Origin of the sequence: Lysinibacillus sp. NPDC056959 (assembly GCF_042674095.1) — a bacterium.
Lineage (GTDB): Bacteria > Bacillota > Bacilli > Bacillales_A > Planococcaceae > Lysinibacillus > Lysinibacillus zambalensis.
In genome coordinates, this window is record NZ_JBHURE010000009.1 from 54,713 (window position 1) to 70,661 (window position 15,949).

20 protein-coding genes and 2 pseudogenes are annotated in these 15,949 nt (G+C 33.5%); 17 read left to right on the forward strand and 5 right to left on the reverse strand.

The window, feature by feature from the left end; genetic code table 11:
* Positions 1-28 precede the first annotated feature (28 nt).
* The 3 genes from ACFTQ7_RS12710 to ACFTQ7_RS12720 form a co-directional block, all read right to left on the reverse strand.
* Positions 29-1,018: a C45 family autoproteolytic acyltransferase/hydrolase gene (locus ACFTQ7_RS12710; RefSeq protein ID WP_386829095.1), complete on the reverse strand. Its 990-nt coding sequence runs from the start codon at positions 1,016-1,018 to the stop codon at positions 29-31.
* 140 nt (positions 1,019-1,158) lie between these two features.
* The gene (locus ACFTQ7_RS12715) at positions 1,159-1,398 is read right to left on the reverse strand and encodes a DNA-binding protein (RefSeq protein ID WP_386829097.1); all 240 of its coding nucleotides are present in this window, start codon (positions 1,396-1,398) and stop codon (positions 1,159-1,161) included.
* A 115-nt stretch (positions 1,399-1,513) separates the two neighbouring features.
* Positions 1,514-2,524, reverse strand: a complete 1,011-nt coding sequence (locus ACFTQ7_RS12720) for an LptM family lipoprotein (RefSeq protein WP_386829098.1) — start codon at positions 2,522-2,524, stop codon at positions 1,514-1,516.
* Positions 2,525-2,816: 292 nt separating this feature from the next.
* On the opposite strand from ACFTQ7_RS12720, the gene ACFTQ7_RS12725 reads away from it, so the two are divergent.
* From ACFTQ7_RS12725 to ACFTQ7_RS12755, 7 genes and pseudogenes are all read left to right on the forward strand, one after another.
* On the forward strand, positions 2,817-3,152 hold the full coding sequence (locus ACFTQ7_RS12725; protein WP_386829100.1) for a hypothetical protein: 336 nt from the start codon (positions 2,817-2,819) through the stop codon (positions 3,150-3,152).
* A 758-nt stretch (positions 3,153-3,910) separates the two neighbouring features.
* Positions 3,911-4,327 (forward strand): annotated as a pseudogene (locus ACFTQ7_RS12730) (single-stranded DNA-binding protein); the annotation flags it as partial.
* A 17-nt stretch (positions 4,328-4,344) separates the two neighbouring features.
* Positions 4,345-4,599: a hypothetical protein gene (locus ACFTQ7_RS12735; protein WP_386829102.1), complete on the forward strand. Its 255-nt coding sequence runs from the start codon at positions 4,345-4,347 to the stop codon at positions 4,597-4,599.
* Positions 4,596-4,793 carry a DUF6011 domain-containing protein gene (locus ACFTQ7_RS12740; RefSeq protein ID WP_386829103.1) on the forward strand — a complete coding sequence of 66 codons (198 nt, stop codon included), beginning with the start codon at positions 4,596-4,598 and terminating at the stop codon, positions 4,791-4,793. The genes ACFTQ7_RS12735 and ACFTQ7_RS12740 overlap by 4 nt, the downstream gene beginning before the upstream one ends.
* On the forward strand, positions 4,765-5,235 hold the full coding sequence (locus tag ACFTQ7_RS12745; protein ID WP_386829104.1) for a hypothetical protein: 471 nt from the start codon (positions 4,765-4,767) through the stop codon (positions 5,233-5,235). Before ACFTQ7_RS12740 ends, ACFTQ7_RS12745 begins: the two co-directional genes overlap by 29 nt.
* A gap of 20 nt (positions 5,236-5,255) precedes the next feature.
* Positions 5,256-5,492: a hypothetical protein gene (locus ACFTQ7_RS12750; protein ID WP_386829105.1), complete on the forward strand. Its 237-nt coding sequence runs from the start codon at positions 5,256-5,258 to the stop codon at positions 5,490-5,492.
* Positions 5,381-5,767, forward strand: a complete 387-nt coding sequence (locus ACFTQ7_RS12755; RefSeq protein WP_386829252.1) for a Holliday junction resolvase RecU — start codon at positions 5,381-5,383, stop codon at positions 5,765-5,767. Before ACFTQ7_RS12750 ends, ACFTQ7_RS12755 begins: the two co-directional genes overlap by 112 nt.
* Positions 5,768-6,041: 274 nt before the next feature.
* On the opposite strand, the gene ACFTQ7_RS12760 is transcribed toward ACFTQ7_RS12755, so the two are convergent.
* Positions 6,042-6,314: a hypothetical protein gene (locus ACFTQ7_RS12760; protein WP_386829106.1), complete on the reverse strand. Its 273-nt coding sequence runs from the start codon at positions 6,312-6,314 to the stop codon at positions 6,042-6,044.
* Positions 6,315-6,531: 217 nt separating this feature from the next.
* On the opposite strand from ACFTQ7_RS12760, the gene ACFTQ7_RS12765 reads away from it, so the two are divergent.
* The 10 genes and pseudogenes from ACFTQ7_RS12765 (at position 6,532) to ACFTQ7_RS12810 (ending at position 14,787) form a co-directional block, all read left to right on the forward strand.
* Complete coding sequence (locus ACFTQ7_RS12765; RefSeq protein WP_386829107.1) at positions 6,532-6,972, forward strand: hypothetical protein; 441 nt, start codon at positions 6,532-6,534, stop codon at positions 6,970-6,972.
* Positions 6,973-7,047: 75 nt separating this feature from the next.
* Complete coding sequence (locus tag ACFTQ7_RS12770; protein ID WP_386829108.1) at positions 7,048-8,097, forward strand: patatin-like phospholipase family protein; 1,050 nt, start codon at positions 7,048-7,050, stop codon at positions 8,095-8,097.
* Between the two features lie 858 nt (positions 8,098-8,955).
* Positions 8,956-9,336 carry a super-infection exclusion protein B gene (locus ACFTQ7_RS12775; protein WP_386829110.1) on the forward strand — a complete coding sequence of 127 codons (381 nt, stop codon included), beginning with the start codon at positions 8,956-8,958 and terminating at the stop codon, positions 9,334-9,336.
* Between the two features lie 463 nt (positions 9,337-9,799).
* A complete protein-coding gene (locus ACFTQ7_RS12780) occupies positions 9,800-10,039 on the forward strand; it encodes a hypothetical protein (protein ID WP_386829111.1) in 240 nt (79 codons plus the stop codon).
* 184 nt (positions 10,040-10,223) lie between these two features.
* The gene (locus ACFTQ7_RS12785) at positions 10,224-10,985 is read left to right on the forward strand and encodes a hypothetical protein (protein ID WP_386829112.1); all 762 of its coding nucleotides are present in this window, start codon (positions 10,224-10,226) and stop codon (positions 10,983-10,985) included.
* Between the two features lie 61 nt (positions 10,986-11,046).
* Positions 11,047-12,023, forward strand: a pseudogene (locus tag ACFTQ7_RS12790) (IS3 family transposase); the annotation flags it as partial.
* A 96-nt stretch (positions 12,024-12,119) separates the two neighbouring features.
* Positions 12,120-12,425: a hypothetical protein gene (locus ACFTQ7_RS12795; RefSeq protein WP_386829113.1), complete on the forward strand. Its 306-nt coding sequence runs from the start codon at positions 12,120-12,122 to the stop codon at positions 12,423-12,425.
* Between the two features lie 72 nt (positions 12,426-12,497).
* Complete coding sequence (locus tag ACFTQ7_RS12800; protein ID WP_386829254.1) at positions 12,498-12,950, forward strand: phage holin family protein; 453 nt, start codon at positions 12,498-12,500, stop codon at positions 12,948-12,950.
* A complete protein-coding gene (locus ACFTQ7_RS12805; RefSeq protein ID WP_386829115.1) occupies positions 12,950-13,618 on the forward strand; it encodes a M15 family metallopeptidase in 669 nt (222 codons plus the stop codon). Before ACFTQ7_RS12800 ends, ACFTQ7_RS12805 begins: the two co-directional genes overlap by 1 nt.
* Before the next feature lie 287 nt (positions 13,619-13,905).
* Positions 13,906-14,787 (forward strand): hypothetical protein, encoded by an 882-nt coding sequence (locus ACFTQ7_RS12810; protein WP_386829117.1) that lies wholly within the window; start codon positions 13,906-13,908, stop codon positions 14,785-14,787.
* 62 nt (positions 14,788-14,849) lie between these two features.
* Here ACFTQ7_RS12810 and ACFTQ7_RS12815 read toward each other — a convergent pair whose 3' ends face one another.
* Positions 14,850-15,881, reverse strand: a complete 1,032-nt coding sequence (locus ACFTQ7_RS12815; protein WP_386829119.1) for an Ig-like domain-containing protein — start codon at positions 15,879-15,881, stop codon at positions 14,850-14,852.
* Between the last annotated feature and the right edge of the window lie 68 nt (positions 15,882-15,949).

Sequence of the window (15,949 nt, forward strand, 5' to 3'; positions counted from 1 at the left end):
AATATGGAAGGCATGAATTCATTCTTCATTAGACATCTTTTAAAACAGCATCTATTAATCGTCGATCTGATTTATATTTTGCTCTGTTTGGCTGACCTTCTGCTCTACGTATATCTAAAGTATTTAAGTTAGCTATAACAGAGAAAAGAGTACCAAATTGTTGTTCTTTTAGATTTAAACAAACATGACCCTTGGTTTCCGACATAATGGATTGTGCAATGGTAAGATCCATACTATTTACATTGTGTTTAAGACGGGTATCTAATGTTTCAAAACGCTCTTTTGATTTGCTCCAATTCCAACTTTCGGTTAATGATGTACTTTCGTGATGATTTGTACAATGAATGTAATTATTAGTAGGAAGGCGTACTTGATAACTATTAGGAGTAACTTCTACAACTGCCATATTCCCAAGAGGATCTGCTAACAAATAGTTATTAGCCACCGAACTCGGGAATCTTTTTAACACGTCTATTCCTTCATCTACCGTACGACAATTTTCTAAAATATATTTAACAGCCAAATAAAAATTCAGACCAGGTTTAATCCCATCATGAGGAACGGATGAAATCCCAACAAATAAACCGTGTTCGTTTATCCCATCAACTTTTCCAATAAAGCAATCTGATTGTCCGAGATACTTATTTTTATCATCAAAACAAACAAGTGAGGACTCTGTAATATTTTTAAGATTAAAGAGCATATCATAATTTCGGCCAATAAACATTTCTTTTCCGTTATAGGCGGAAAAAATACTGCATTGACCTGCCAATTCGAATACGCCAATACTTAAGAGAAACGAGCTTACTTCTTCAAATGAAGAATGACAACCTTCAGCAAATCCTTGTATCTCTTTCACAATATGGGGATCAAAATCTGTAAGAATTTGTTTGCACGACTCCCCATATTTTAATTTTTCTTCCGTTACTTTCGGAAACCTAAAACCATTTTTATAAAGAATTTCAGCATAATGCTTTCCTGCCTCATAAGAATTTCCTTTTAATCTCGGATGATACATCGTAATTCCCTCCATTTATTTATGTATGTAAAAAGAATAAACTCTCCAGTAGGGGGAGAGTGTACCCTGTAATTATTAGATAACTCTAAACACAAAGGCCCAGGCGCTCATGAAAATTTGAGTACCTGGGTCTTTTATGTTTATTGGTCATACGGTCTGTGTTTTTTACGAAGTGATTCAAGCTCATCTTTTTTCTCTATTAGTATGCTTTTTAAAAACATTTTAGGTTGTTCTTTAGCTGTCTTTAACTTTCCGTCTTTTACTAATTGCCCCAATCGAACTTTTGATATTTCCAACAGCTCAGCTGCTTCGGTTGCAGATAACAATTCTTCATTTAGAAATTCAAGAAGTTCCTCAGCTGATCCAAATGTGTATTCCATTTATTCACCTCGATTCCGTACAACACAATTAATACATATTCTAATCTAAGCATTTTATATAAGTAGGTTAGTTATAACTTTATTGAGAAGGAGGGGTTAACCTCCTTTAAGTGACTTATTTTTTATTTACTGGCACAACTACTGTTACTTTTTCTCCAATAAATCTGTTATCTTTTGAAGTACTATCAAATACAAATTTTAATTCTTTGACACCTTCTAAACCTTCTTCACCTAAATCAAAAATAACCTCACCTTTTTGTATTACTTTACCAATAAACTCAGATTCAAAAGAGGAAATCATAACATTTGAATCAATTTGACGTTTTGTATCAGTGATCATTTTAGTTGTGCTTGGATGGAAATCAACGGTATCGTCAGATAAATTTTCTCCTGTAATAGAGAGGATAAGTACATTTGTTTCAGCGGCTGTTTCAATTAGTTCAGGATTTTGTGCAACAAGTTTAGCTGTTTTCATTTCATCAATTGAAAATTCAACATCAGCACTTTTATATTTTTCATTTGGTCCTTCATATAAATCAGTGATTGTATATGTACCTGCAAAATCATTTTTCACTACATCACCAACATTCGCTTCTGTTAAATTATCAGCTTTATTCGCTTTGCTTTCTTCTTTAATTTCAATGTTAGTAGAACCTGTTTCAGCTGTTTCAAGTGAAGCTGCATACTTAGCAAATTCATTATCTTCCATATCGCCATTCATTTGTAATAAAAACAGTCCACTTTGGTGAGTGTGAGAATAAAACAAAGGACCTGAATTTCCTAATTCATCATAATAACTCTTTGCCTTTTTTAGATTTTCTTCATTATCGAATAAAAATAATCGACCACCTGAATCATCACCAAGTGAAGGAATTAAAACTCGTTTGCCTTCTTTTCGGATGTTTCCAAATTCACCTTTTGGTAAATCTGAAACTTCACCTAGTTCTAGACCATCTTTTTTAAAATGTTCCAATACGTCATCAACTGTTTTGGCTAGAACTTTTTGTGGTTCTTCAGCTTTAGTACCATTTTCTTTTTGCGGTTCTTCCTTAGCTTTGTCTTCTCCACAACCAGACAATCCTAAACTTAATACTAATGCTGCACTAAAAATTAATTTTTTCTTCATATATAAAAACCTCCCTCAATATTACCATTCTAGGTAATATTGAGGGGAAAGTACATAAAAAAGACAAAATGGATAGTTATCTTAGAATATACGGCTGTATGCGTGCCTTCACTTGAAAGAAGTGAGAGCCATTTTTATTCTTACATTAGTGCACGTTCACTTTACATGTGTTTCTATAAATAAGGTAAATTCTCCTTTAAATTTATATGGAAATAATCGAAAAATAGGTATAATTTATTATGTATATTATAATTATTATTACTTTAGGAAGTGTTTTAGAATGTTTTTTTAATTGGTATTAAATCATATTTTTAAAGCTGAAACAGAAGAAAAAAAGTTGAAAGCTTCCGTTATTTATGGTTGGTCTTTAATAGCTGTCGCTGTAATATCCTTTTTCCTGATAAGCATTGAAAATAAATCTATCGCTGAATTATTTGCTTTAATATTTTTAGTAGTAATCATACTATTCATAACTAGATATAACTCTGTAAAACCTTTGTTGGGTGCAGCGTCGGCCGGTATAAGCGTTGTTGCATTTACAGCAGTATTGGAATCAATTTTTTCTAGACGAAATGATAGTTCTGCAACAATGGGCGCTATTTTTGGCGTATTATTAGTTCTTGATTAATTATTACTAAAAATTGTATCATGTCATTATTTTATTTATCCCGTGAAACTTATAGATTATATAATTACAAAATAAAATGTACAAGCCTAGAAGAAACAGTTTGATTTACAAATATTTGAAGTTGCATCTAACAAGGTGTGGCTTTTTATTATCCTTCATATTTATTATAGATATATTATTCCATACGCGTTATGATTAATTGGATGGATTTACCTAATTTTGAATTAATCGAAAACGGTGCAGATTCATTAAATCAAAAAAAGAAGGTATGCTAAATGTTTAAAAACCGACCTAAACTAGGCTACATAGTCAACTTAGTGGTTACAGTTATTTGTATTATGATTCTTCCAATGTTTATTCTAAAAAGCCATCCGTTTTACGGATTCATTTTGGGATTGATCCTTGCCACGATAATTAATTCTCTTTTAGGGGCAAAATGGATGCCTGAACGAAAATTATTTAATCAATAAAGTAGAGATTAAATAGTCAATACTGTGCAATAAAAGGATGAAATTATGTAATACTGAAATATTTGAAGGGTGGAGATCTTGCTACTCTTTTTTATTTTCTTCGGCTAAGAAGAATATTTAGCAGATTGTGAAGATTAGTCATGTTCATATGAGCATGGCTTTTTATTATGCCTTGAAGACTGTATCAAACAGCCATAAAATAATCGGAGGCTAGTTCAATGACTACTATGTACCGTTAGGAAGGTTACGATACTGAATGGAGCAACAGGGATTAGTTATTGTCCACTAAATTTACTAGGGATTGAAGGCCGTATCCAAACCGGAAGCTACGAGGGACAAGATGGTAAGCGTGTTTACACTACTGATGTGGTGGCGGACAGCATTCAGTTTTTAGAGCCGAGAGCAAACTCAGCTGGTCAACCGAACGCTTCCCAGTATCAAGGACAACCGAATCCATATCAGCAACAGCAACCGTCACAACAATATGGAGGACAAGCTTTAGGAACTAACCAACAATCATATGGCGGTAGTCAACCACAACAACAATTTAGTGGAGCAACGCCTGGACAAAATTCATTCGGAAACAATTCTTATCAGCAAAACCAACCACCGTTGAATCAGCCGAACTATACACGAGTGGATGAAGACCCATTTGCAAACAGCAGAGGACCGATTGAAGTTTCAGAAGATGATTTGCCGTTCTGATGGGAGGAGATATATCGGTGCCAAAAATAATTAGAAAACCAGCAAATGTCTATTTGGATTTAAACGATTTATACGAAAGCTACTCACAAGCAGCAACAATTTTCTTTGATGGTGAGCCGTATGAACGAAAAGGTATAATTTCAAGTCGTGACGCTACTATTCATGTCTATCGTTGTGAGAAGGAGCTTCACACCTTAAATATTCACATGCATAATGGCTTACCATACTGGGTCGAAGGTGTTTATGAGGTGCTTAAGGTGCAGGCTGAATGAGTAGTTGTAAAAGATGTGGTCGTAAATTACGGTCACAAAAATCAATTGATGATGGTATGGGGCGGCGATGTAAGAAAAGAGCGAAACAAAAAGCGGAAGATGCAGAATTTTTAAAAATTCAAATAACTATTTTTGATCCTGAATTTTCATATGGGGGTGTAATCGATGCAAGGACGTTGCATACAGGCACCTGAAAAATCCAACCTTGTGGAAGGCGAAATATATTATGTGTATACCCATGGAGGATTAGCTTATAAGGTTAGCGGATTTCCTCGTCCAGGTTCTCATTTTGGAACGTATCAAAAAAAACGTTTCGAAGTCATAACAGAGGAATGGCCACTTGAGCCTTCCTCACCATTAGAGCAATTAGAGTTAGAGGAAGGCTTGGTATACGAAGCGGAGCTAGTTTGGAAACGAGATGGTTATTGTGCAGACTTAGGTAAGTACTTTATTAGAGCAACTTATGGTTGCTACGCAAATAAGCATGATTGCTATTTTTACGCTGATTCAGAGCTGAAACAACCAATAGGAAGGTTCCCTCTTCATTGGTTTACAAATATACATGAGCATGGGGTAGAAGTTATAAAAGAATTGCCACAAGAACAATGGCAACAGATGGACTTGTTTAATATATAAGCGCTAACAGGAGGTTTAAAATGGCTTATAAAAATACTTCATACGCCAATCGAGGAGCGGCTTTTGAACGTTTAATTATTATGGCAAACAATAAATATCGCAACTCAGGTATAGCGGATATACGAAAAGTACCTAGGCAATACAAATTACTAAAGACAATGGACGTTTTGTCGAAGGGCGGAAAGAAAAAGCAGAATGGGTCGATTTTGCCGGAGTATATAAAGGCCGATCTGTTGCCTTCGATGCGAAGGAAATAAGCAATGCTAGTTTCCCACTTAAAAATTTATCTAATCACCAATACGAACTACTAGAATCATGGCATAAAAATAACGCGTTTTCGTTTCTCCTTGTGAGTTTTCGTAAATATAACAAAACATATCTTCTGCCTTTTGAGGTGCTACAAATGAACTGGGAAGCGGCTAAAAATGGTGGTCGAAAATCAATATCATACAAGACCTTTGAAAATGAGTGTATTGAGGTTAAGTCGAAGGATGGATATAAGCTGCATTATTTGGATTCGTTAGTGGTATGACGCATGAATACAGTTCGCAAGGAAGTTAAACAGCGTAGAGCAAGGCTAATCAATCAGCAGGACCACATAGCTTTTCTCAAGTGCAGAGGATGTCCGAAATGTAAAGCCTATGATCCAACAAAGAAATGCAGAAGATGCAAGACTTATATGCAGCTACGAAGCATTGGGAAAGAGCTTGAGCAGATTAGTAATTTGCGTAGGTGGGTTAAGTGAAAGATATTGTGCAGTATGGGAAGTTAGGAGCATCAAATTTGATGCTCCAATATCAGTATTCTTAGTCTTCTTCGGGTTCCATAAGAAGGGTAATTGTACGGTTAGATAGGTTTGCTTTATATCTTGAATTATATCTAGTACATGGTACTTCAAATGAATCTTCCTCTGTTATAAGAGTTAATGATTGGTCATCGTCCCAATCGTGTATACAAAATTTATTTGGATTATCAATGCTAACGTATACAGACATAGTTTCGTGTGCTACTAGAGTCCAGCCATTTGTTAAAGCAGTTTTCTTTGTTTTCGATGTTTCCGATGTTATGAATATATTCAATATTATCCACCCCAATATATAAGATGTTACTAGTATAGGAATTTATTTAACAAAAGACCATGGTTATGTTAACCATCCAAATATTAGTTGTTTTTTTACTGAACAATATGAGAAAAAGAAAAAGCCGCAGCGTTTGCAGACGCTACAGCTCGAATTGGTTTATGCCCTTTGACGGTGCTTACAACATTATTATATCACACCGTAGGAGGGCAAACCTATGAAACAAGGGCAAATTAAAGTTACAAAAGAGAATTTACTTCAGTGGATTGAAAATTATCGTTGGATGGTTGAAACAATTGAGGAAGCAAGGCAGCCAGTAGCTAAGGTTGATAACAACAGTTACATTGGTGCTAAAACAGCTATGTATGGCATTGAGGCAACATTGCCAAAGGCTAGTGGTGGTACGAGTGATCCAGTATTTACAGAAGTACAACGTCGTGTATATTCGCTAAATTATCGAATTAAGGAATATGAACAAAAGATTGCAGAGGTGCAAAAACGCATTCCTTACGTTATAGGTGATAGAGAGTTTGAGGTTCTTCATAGACTGCTAGATGGCGACAGCATGAGAGCTATTGGTAAGCACATGAAACTATCAAGTACAACGATTATACGCACAAGAGAATGTATAGTTAAACAAATGTTGATGGGGGCCTAATGCACCTACTCTGCATGTATTAATTTTTAGAATGAAACCATACTTCACTTATCTCAACATTTTAGGAGTGATTGTATGTCGAAAAACAGATTTAAGAATATTGTCTTTGAAGGTGGGGGTGTTAAAGGGATTGCTTATATTGGGGCATTAGAAGCATTAGAAAAATCAGAGGTGATCAGTAGTATTCAAAGAGTAGGTGGGACATCGGCAGGAGCTATTACAGCATTAATTGTAGGATTAGGGATTAAATCTAAAGATATGCTAGAATTCATTAAAGGTAAAGACCTTCAGACCATAGAAGATAATGATGTGCTAGATGTACTTGACGTCGCCAGATTATTAACCAAATATGGATGGAATAAAGGTGAAGTAGTAAGAAAATGGATTGGGGAAGCAATAGAATTTGCAACTGGTAATGTTAATTCAACCTTTGAAGATATAAAACAAGTTCAAAAAGAAAAAAATTTTAAGGATATGTACTTTGTAGGTACTAATTTATCAACACATTCTTACAAAATCTATTGCCACGAACTTACACCAAAAACTCGGTTAATTGATGCTGTTGAAATTTCGACGTCAATACCACTCTATTTTACAGCAAAAACGGATGAAGAAAGAAATTATTATGTTGATGGGGGAGTTTTAATGAACTACCCAATTAGACTTTTTGATGAAAAGGGTTTTATTGAAGACACCGAATTATGGTCTGTACAAGATGTTGAAGTCCCAAAAAGCTATAAATTGGCAAATGAGAAAAAGACTGAACTAGTCATTAACAATATTACAGAAACTGAATATAAACCTAATCTTGAAACTATTGGATTTCGATTAGAATCAGAAAATAAAATTCTTTTTTATCATACAAAAGAAGCAGTTGTTAATGAAATTAACAACATCTATGATTTCACAAAACACCTCATAAAAACCCTAAGGGAATTTAAAAACTATACATATCTAAATGATATTGATATGTCTAGAACAATTTTTTTAGATGTAACTGGAGTTAATACAACTGATTGGAACATTTCACCTGAGAAAATGGAGAAAATAATAGCTAACGCTTATAATAGTACGAAAACTTACTTGGAGAAATTCGAGATTAATGTTTCTGATTATTCAGAGTGAAATCTAAGATTGAAAACCCAATTCAGCTAGATAAGAATCCGTTTTGACTTTTTTTCAAAGTAACTTTAGCTAATATAAACTACTCAATTACTCGGTTAAAGGGTGTATTGTTTAACAAGCGTCTCTTTTTATCATCAAAAGGGGGCTTTTGTTAAATATTCGATTTACGAAATATAAAAATAAAAAACCAAAGTTGATTCCTACTTTTTGTAGATTCACTTTGGTTTTATGTTGTTTTGAAAGTTTGGCAACAATTTTTAAGAATCCGCCTTATTAAATGTATCAAATGACGCAAATGTATCATTTGTATCAAACGTTACTCTATATGGATGTGTGAATTTAACGTGTAAAATGGAGGGGAGGTCGGACAGGTAAATGTTTCTTTCCTTGGTATTTGTGAATTCCTAAATATTAGGGAAAGACAGACCGACGACCGACCTGCGCCTCATAAACTTGTTCGAGGCAAGACAAACACGGCCGGCCCATTTTTTTATTAGATTAGGTATCTTAATTAATATAAAAGGCTAAAAATTGCTGAAGTAGTGGTTTATATGTGAACTTCGTCCACATTCCATGATTCAGTCAAACTTACTAAAACAAACTTACTGAGCAACAAGTGCACGGAAAAGCACTATAAATAAAACGCAATTCGCTTTACAAATATAACGTGGTGCAGCTCTACCACGGTTCTGAAAGTGAGCTAACTCGACAATTAAATATTTAAAGCAGTAGAGCCTTTGTCAAAAAGATGAATGCATTTATTTACTATTTTCTTATTATCATAGTATTCTATATAAAATGGGTAAGTTGATATAAACTTACATATTTCGGAATAATGATATAAGGGAGAAGTTTTGTATGGACATTGCTAAAATAATATTAACATTTATTTATAAGATAAAAATAATTTTGTGGCCAATATTTTTATTAAGTATTGCACTTACATTTATGCCAGGGAAATGGATAACATATCTATCAATAAATGATTTAGTGAATAAAAATAAAGCGTGGATATCAATAACTCTGTTAATAAGTTCGGCATTTGTTTTAGTAGAGTTGTTTTTATTAGTTAAAAACGCATTTACCAGTCACTTTGCAAAAAGAGAAGCTAAGAAAAACATGAAAAATCGTTTATTAAATCTTTCGGACACACAAAATTTTATTGTCCATCATCTTTTTGCTGAGAATACTCCTTCTGGATTGTACTTAAACATTATGCATCCTGAAGTTATGATTTAGAAAATAAAAGAATAATTTAAGTAATATTGGGCAATTAACAGCTTTTGCCTACTCATTAACACCTATCTCTTATAATTTACTTTCTCAATCCAATTCAGTAACCAAAAAAATTGTAGATGGTTATAGTGAGGTGAATATAGATAAAAGAGCTTTTGGTAAGACATATTTCTAAATAACTTTAAAGTCATTCGGAAAGAATGGCTTTTTATTTTGCAAACCAACTAGCATAATGGGGTGATTACAAAACAAACAAATGATGGAGATGGTTGGTGTGATATTGCTAGACAAAGAAAAAACCACTCAGGTTAACATCCTTCGGGATATTTTTAATTTACTTTGAAAACTGTAACAAACAGCAAAAACGTAATCAGTTGAAAGGGCAAAGTTTGATGTGGTTTTGATATCAAATATATATTACATATTTTCCAACTTCTGGGTTATTATTTGAGAGGGAGGTGAGATTATGGATAACTATATTATGGAATTTCATTTAGATAACGGTGATCAAGTCTCTACACCAGAAATTAAAGCTGATTCATACCAAATGGTGTATGAAAAATATTTCAATGTTGATGATAAAACTAGAATGGTAATTATAGAGAAGGATGCAGAAACAATATTCTTCCCTTCTAGCAAAGTCAGCAAGATCAATATTATAAACTTAACAGCTGCAGAAAAAGACGTGATTGACAACTGGATATAAAACTTATTTAAACCACTCTCGCGAGTGGTTTTTCTTTTGCTTTGAAAACTGCATCAAACAGTCAAAACACTTTGGGATGAGAGGGCAGAGTTTGATGTGGTTTTGAGAGTGAAAATAACCGCGTCAAAATATTATTACATATTTGTTTAATTATGGGATATGGTAATGGCAGGAGGCGATAAAATTGAAATCACAAATACCAAATGACGCAACTGCTTTTCTATTAAAATTTGTTAAACCGGAATATGAAAATGATTTTATTCAAGGTAAGCTTCGTATGAATCCACTTAGTTATTTTATCGAGAGAGAAAAAGAAACTGGTGATAGAGGTGTAGGCGATGCTTTGGAAGCTTCAGCTGTATATGCAGATGTCGAGATGACATTAATGGATCCTGAAACAGACGAAGTTTTAGTTAAAGGTAAGGCAGAGAGAATAAATATTCATTCCAATGATAGAATTAAATCACCAGTTTTGTGTATGTATTCTGTTGATAAAGATGTTTTACAAGTAAGTTCCGAAGATGAAAGTTCAATAGAGGTTTTTCCTCAAATTGAAAAAAATGAGCTAGAAAAATTGATTTCAGATTTTGGAGATAATATGTTGATTATCAATGCCAAACTCTTTATGGATCGAGTTAAAGAAAAGTGTGAAGAATTACAGATAGACTTTAAAGCAGGAAAAGTGAAATACTATGATTTTAGTAAAAATTATTCAGACAGAGTAAGTAAATACTTAGATTTAGATAGTTCTGATATTTGTTTTATTAAGGATGACTATTTTAAAGCCCAAAATGAATATCGATTACTACTGGAAAATGTAAGTACAGAAAGCTATCATATTTTAGATATCGGTGATATATCTGATTTAGTTACAAAATTTAAAATAAGCGATTTCTTTAGTGGAAGATACAAACTTATCTTAAAGAAAGAAATGATTAGCATCTAGAAAATGAACTGCACCCCAATTGTTAGACACAGCATCTAACAATTGGAGGTGTAGTTTTTTTATGACTAAATTTACGAGCGAGATAAAGTTAAAGATTATTCGAGGCTTTAATTCAAAGATTTTTTCTCAAAAAGAGTATGCAAAACAGATGGGAGTAACAAAAGCACAATTTCAATATTGGTTAAAGTTATATGAACTACATGGAGATGAAGGGTTTAGGAATACCTATACAAATTATTCTGTACCATTTAAACTAGACGTACTAAATTACATGGTTCAATCTGGTGCGTCATTAATGGATACCGCAGCTCTTTTTAAAATCCCAAGTTATACAACGGTGTATAATTGGCAAAAACAAATGGAGGTTGGCGGTTTAGATGCCCTTGAACCAAGACAAAAGGGGCGTCCATCGATGAAAAAACAATCGACAAAACAAATCTCAGCTGAAGGATCTGTCGGAGCACTAGAAGCACGTATTAAACAACTTGAAATGGAAAACGAGTATTTAAAAAAGTTGAATGCCTTAGTTCAAAACAAGGAAAAATCACCAAACAAGACAAAGCAAAAGTAGTCTTTGAGTTAAGGCATAAATATTCGGTGAGGGCGCTTGTGAAACTCGCTGGTATTCCACGAAGCACGTATTACGATTTAGTAAAGAAAATGAACCGAATAGACCCAGATGCGGATTTAAAAGTAGAAATCAATTCAATTTACGATGAACATGAAGGACGTTATGGCTATCGTCGTATTCGTGATGAGCTAGCTAATCGTGGGAAGAACGTGAATCACAAGAAGGTCCAACGCATCATGAAAGAACTTGGATTAAAGTGCCTTGTGCGTATAAAAAAATATAAATCCTATAAAGGAACAGTCGGTAAAATTGCGCCAAATCATTTAGACCGCCAATTTACAGCGGACGCACCGAATGAAAAATGGGTAACTGATATTACGGAGTTTAAATTATTCGGCGAAAAATTATATTTATCACCTGTTTTAGATTTATTTAATGGTGAAATTATTACGTACACAATTGGCTCTATGATTTCGGTATGCTTTATAGTTATATATTTTGTCTAAATTAAGAGGAGACTCTTTCCTTCTGTTGAATGATTGTAGACAAAAGGAGATGATAATATGCAAGAAGTAAAATTCAGCCAAGATACCATAAATACAGAAATCAGAGTTTACAAAGAATTTATCGCTGTATGGGAACAAGAATTAATACAAGTACAAGCGGATTTAAGAAAATCTAAAGAAAGAGTATCGTTGTTGAACGAATTAAAACACCATGTTAATCCGGGCTCAAGAGCTGAATTCGTACAGGCGAATATTAATATTGTTGGAGATGAATTAGTAGAACTTGCTAAAAAAGAATCTCTCCTAAATGGGAACATAAAAGCTTATCAAGAGTTTGTAATTGAATTAAACAAAATGCTTTAATATCGGGCCTTCCGCAGATTTGATTGTGGTGGGCTTTTAATATGCAAAAAAGGAGTGTGCAATTTGGGAGGTATGAATTTGGAGTATTTAGAAGTAGCACATTTATATTTATTTGGTGGGGTGAAATTTGTAGAAATGTTGTTGATGTTAATGGCTTTAGATATTTTAACAGGCATTTTTAAAGCCGTAAAAAATGAAAATCTATGGAGTCGAAAATCATTATTTGGTTACGCAAGAAAATTATTAATATTTATTGTTATTATCACAGCAAATATTATCGATCAAGTACTGTCTTTAAATGGAACACTTACATTTGCGACAGTGCTTTTTTATATAGCTAACGAAGCCTTATCAATTATTGAAAACATGGCTCAACTAGGTGTATTAGTTCCACGACAATTAGCTGAAAAGTTAAAAGTCATAGAAAATCAATCAGAAGAAAGTTTTACAAATGAAGTACTCAATGAATTAACTGGCAAAGAAGTTGATAAAGAATTGAAATCAAAAGAGGCGGGGAATAAGTAATGACAAGCGTAACTACTACATGTCGAGACATTAATGAGCTATTACCATCAGCTAGATTAGCTGTGCAACTCTTATTCCAAGAGTGTTATAAAGCTGGGATTCGCAATATCTTCATTACCGAAACCTATCGCTCACAAGGAAGACAGAAATATCTATATGCACAAGGACGTACTCGACCAGGGCAGATTGTTACCTGGACATTAAACAGTAATCACAAGTCACGATTAGCATGGGACGTTGCTGTTGGCCCCCCACAATCTTTATATGACGTAGCGACACTTAGTCGAGTGGGAGCTATTGCACGTATGCTAGGTATTACATGGGGCGGTGATTGGACAGGGAACATTGACCGTCCTCACTTTGAAGTTAAATCATCTTGGAAGATTCCAAGATGCTACAAGCTAGAAGGACAAGTAATCGTTCCTAGTAACAGCAAAATTCAAGTTAAATTAATTGTTGAAGGTAATAAAACAAAACCAACTGAAAAGGATGATGATAAAATGAAATTCACAAACGAGACAACAAAAGCTGCTGTACGTGACCACATTAAACAAGCAGTTGATAAAAAGCTGATTGACAAGTCATGGTTAGATAAATTCGATTCTGGAACTATGACAACTGGTGATTATGAAGGTTTGAAACTTATCATTGCGAAGCGTATTAAATAAGTAAGTGCAAGAAAGGCTTAATTACACAGGCTGTTAAGGATGATATTATACAGAATTCACACTTGAAGTATGTAAAAAGTAATGCAATGACTACAGACCGTTTAGTAGGGTTGTATATTACGATTCTGCAAAGACGTAGTAAATAGAAACGGCTAAAATTAAGATAACTTAATCAAATTGAATGAAAAATTTGTTGAAAATTGTAATAAAATACATGATAATAATACTTATTATATTATTTTGTTAATAGGGGTATTAACCTATTAACATCGATTTGGAGGATTAGTATGAAGAAGATTTTAATGGTAATATCAGCAGCTTTAGCTATATTATTCAGTTTCTCACTTCTAGATATCGAAGGAAACAAAGCTAAAGCAGCAACTGTTGGTGAACAATTAAAAGAACCAGAGGCGGGTTGGAAGAGATATGACGATTCTGATCAAGCTATTATAAAAACAAAATACTCTGTTTCAAATGACCAAGGTTCATATAATGGTAAATATTCTTATACACCTGACAATGATAAACCTATTCTATTTGATTTTACTGGAGATAAAATACGTATTATTGTTCGCAAGTGGAATACAAGTAACTACTACGCAGAAAAAGTTGAATTAGTTATTGATGGAGAAGTTAAGCAAGAATTTTCAATACACGGATCAACTCAAAGTCAAACGCTAATTGCCGAAGTAACTGGATTAGAGAATAAGAGACATAATGCTATAATCCGAGTAGCAGAAGGTTATTCAAAGGGTATAAACTTAGATGCAATAGATATTGATTCGAACGGAGAATTACTACCACCGCAGGAAGAGCCAGAGGAGCCTGAGAAACCTGTACAAACAATATCTCAATTGTTTTCTGGTAATAAGGCATTATATAAGTTGCAAGCAAATGGTGACCTTTATGCTTGGGGAAGTAATGAATACGGACAACTAGGCTTAGGTGATACTAACAAAAGAACAATCTCTAGTAAAGAGAAAGTATCAATCCCAGAACCAGTAATAGATATTATTATTGGTGAACGATTTGTAATTGCATTAGGAGAAAGTGGCAATGTTTATGGGTGGGGCGATAACACTTCTTATTTATTTGATGATAACGGTGGTCTAATACTTTCACCAGTTAAATTTGATGAGAATATTAAAGAAATATTTAAAGCGGAATAGCTGAATAATAGAAGGAAGCCCAGGCGCTCATCATAAACGGTGAGTACCTGGGCTTTTTTTGTTTAATATTCTCTTACTTCAAATGAAGCAATTTTATCATGTACTATATATTCTGTTACTTTTTTATAAGGGGAAATTATTTTTGAAAATTTGAAAGTTGAAGTACCTTGTGCACTATCAAACCATTTCAAATAGTCATTTAAAACTTTATTAGTAACGTCATACTCTTTTGTTATACCGTTTACTAATGTAATGCTTAAAATAGCATTTGAAGATTCATTGCTTGGTTTCTTAACAATTACTGTACTAGTGGCTGTAATATCAGTGCCTTCAATTTTTGCAGTAATTATTACTTCACCTTCGCGAACTGCAGTCACATTTCCATCTTGATCTACAGTGGCAATAGATTCATCACTAGATGTCCAAATTACTTTTGCTGTATCAGGTGTAACCTTTGCTATTAACTTATCTTGGCTACCTTCTAGAAGTTCTAATAAATTTCTGTCTAATGAGATTGATTTTTCAACTTCGCCAGGAGCTAATAATTTTCCATCAACGTCAATTGCATCAATTTCAAATATTCCTTGTGGGTCAAGATTTTTTATCTTTACAACGTGCATTCCAAGGGATAAATTATTTTTTTCGTATACTAATCTCTGTCCCCAATTTAGGTTTAGGTTATTGATATTCTCAGAGAAAGTATCAACTACTTCGCCATCTATACTTACTTCAAGTTTAGTACTATACGTACTCCAAATTGCAGATATAATTCTAAATTTAGATCCATAAAAATTGATCGTTACAGTATCATTATAGAACACTGTTGAACCTTTATAAAACATAGAATGTTTAGTACTATAAGAATCACTAGAAGTAATTTTTGGGGAATAACTTGAATCGTATCTTTTCCAACCGATTTCAGGTGTTAAAATCGTACTCCCTATTACCGCACTGTTTTCAGGAGTGTTATTTAAATTAGTAACACCTTCCTCATAATCAACTTCTGCTGCAGAAGCTCTTTCAGCACTAATACCAACCAGTATTAATAGCGTAAATGCTAGAAAAATAAAACCTTTTTTGAATAAATTAATCACGTATGTATCCTCCTTTAAGATTATATAAGGCAATTACTTAAAAAAACCTATAAAAACAACTTTAAACA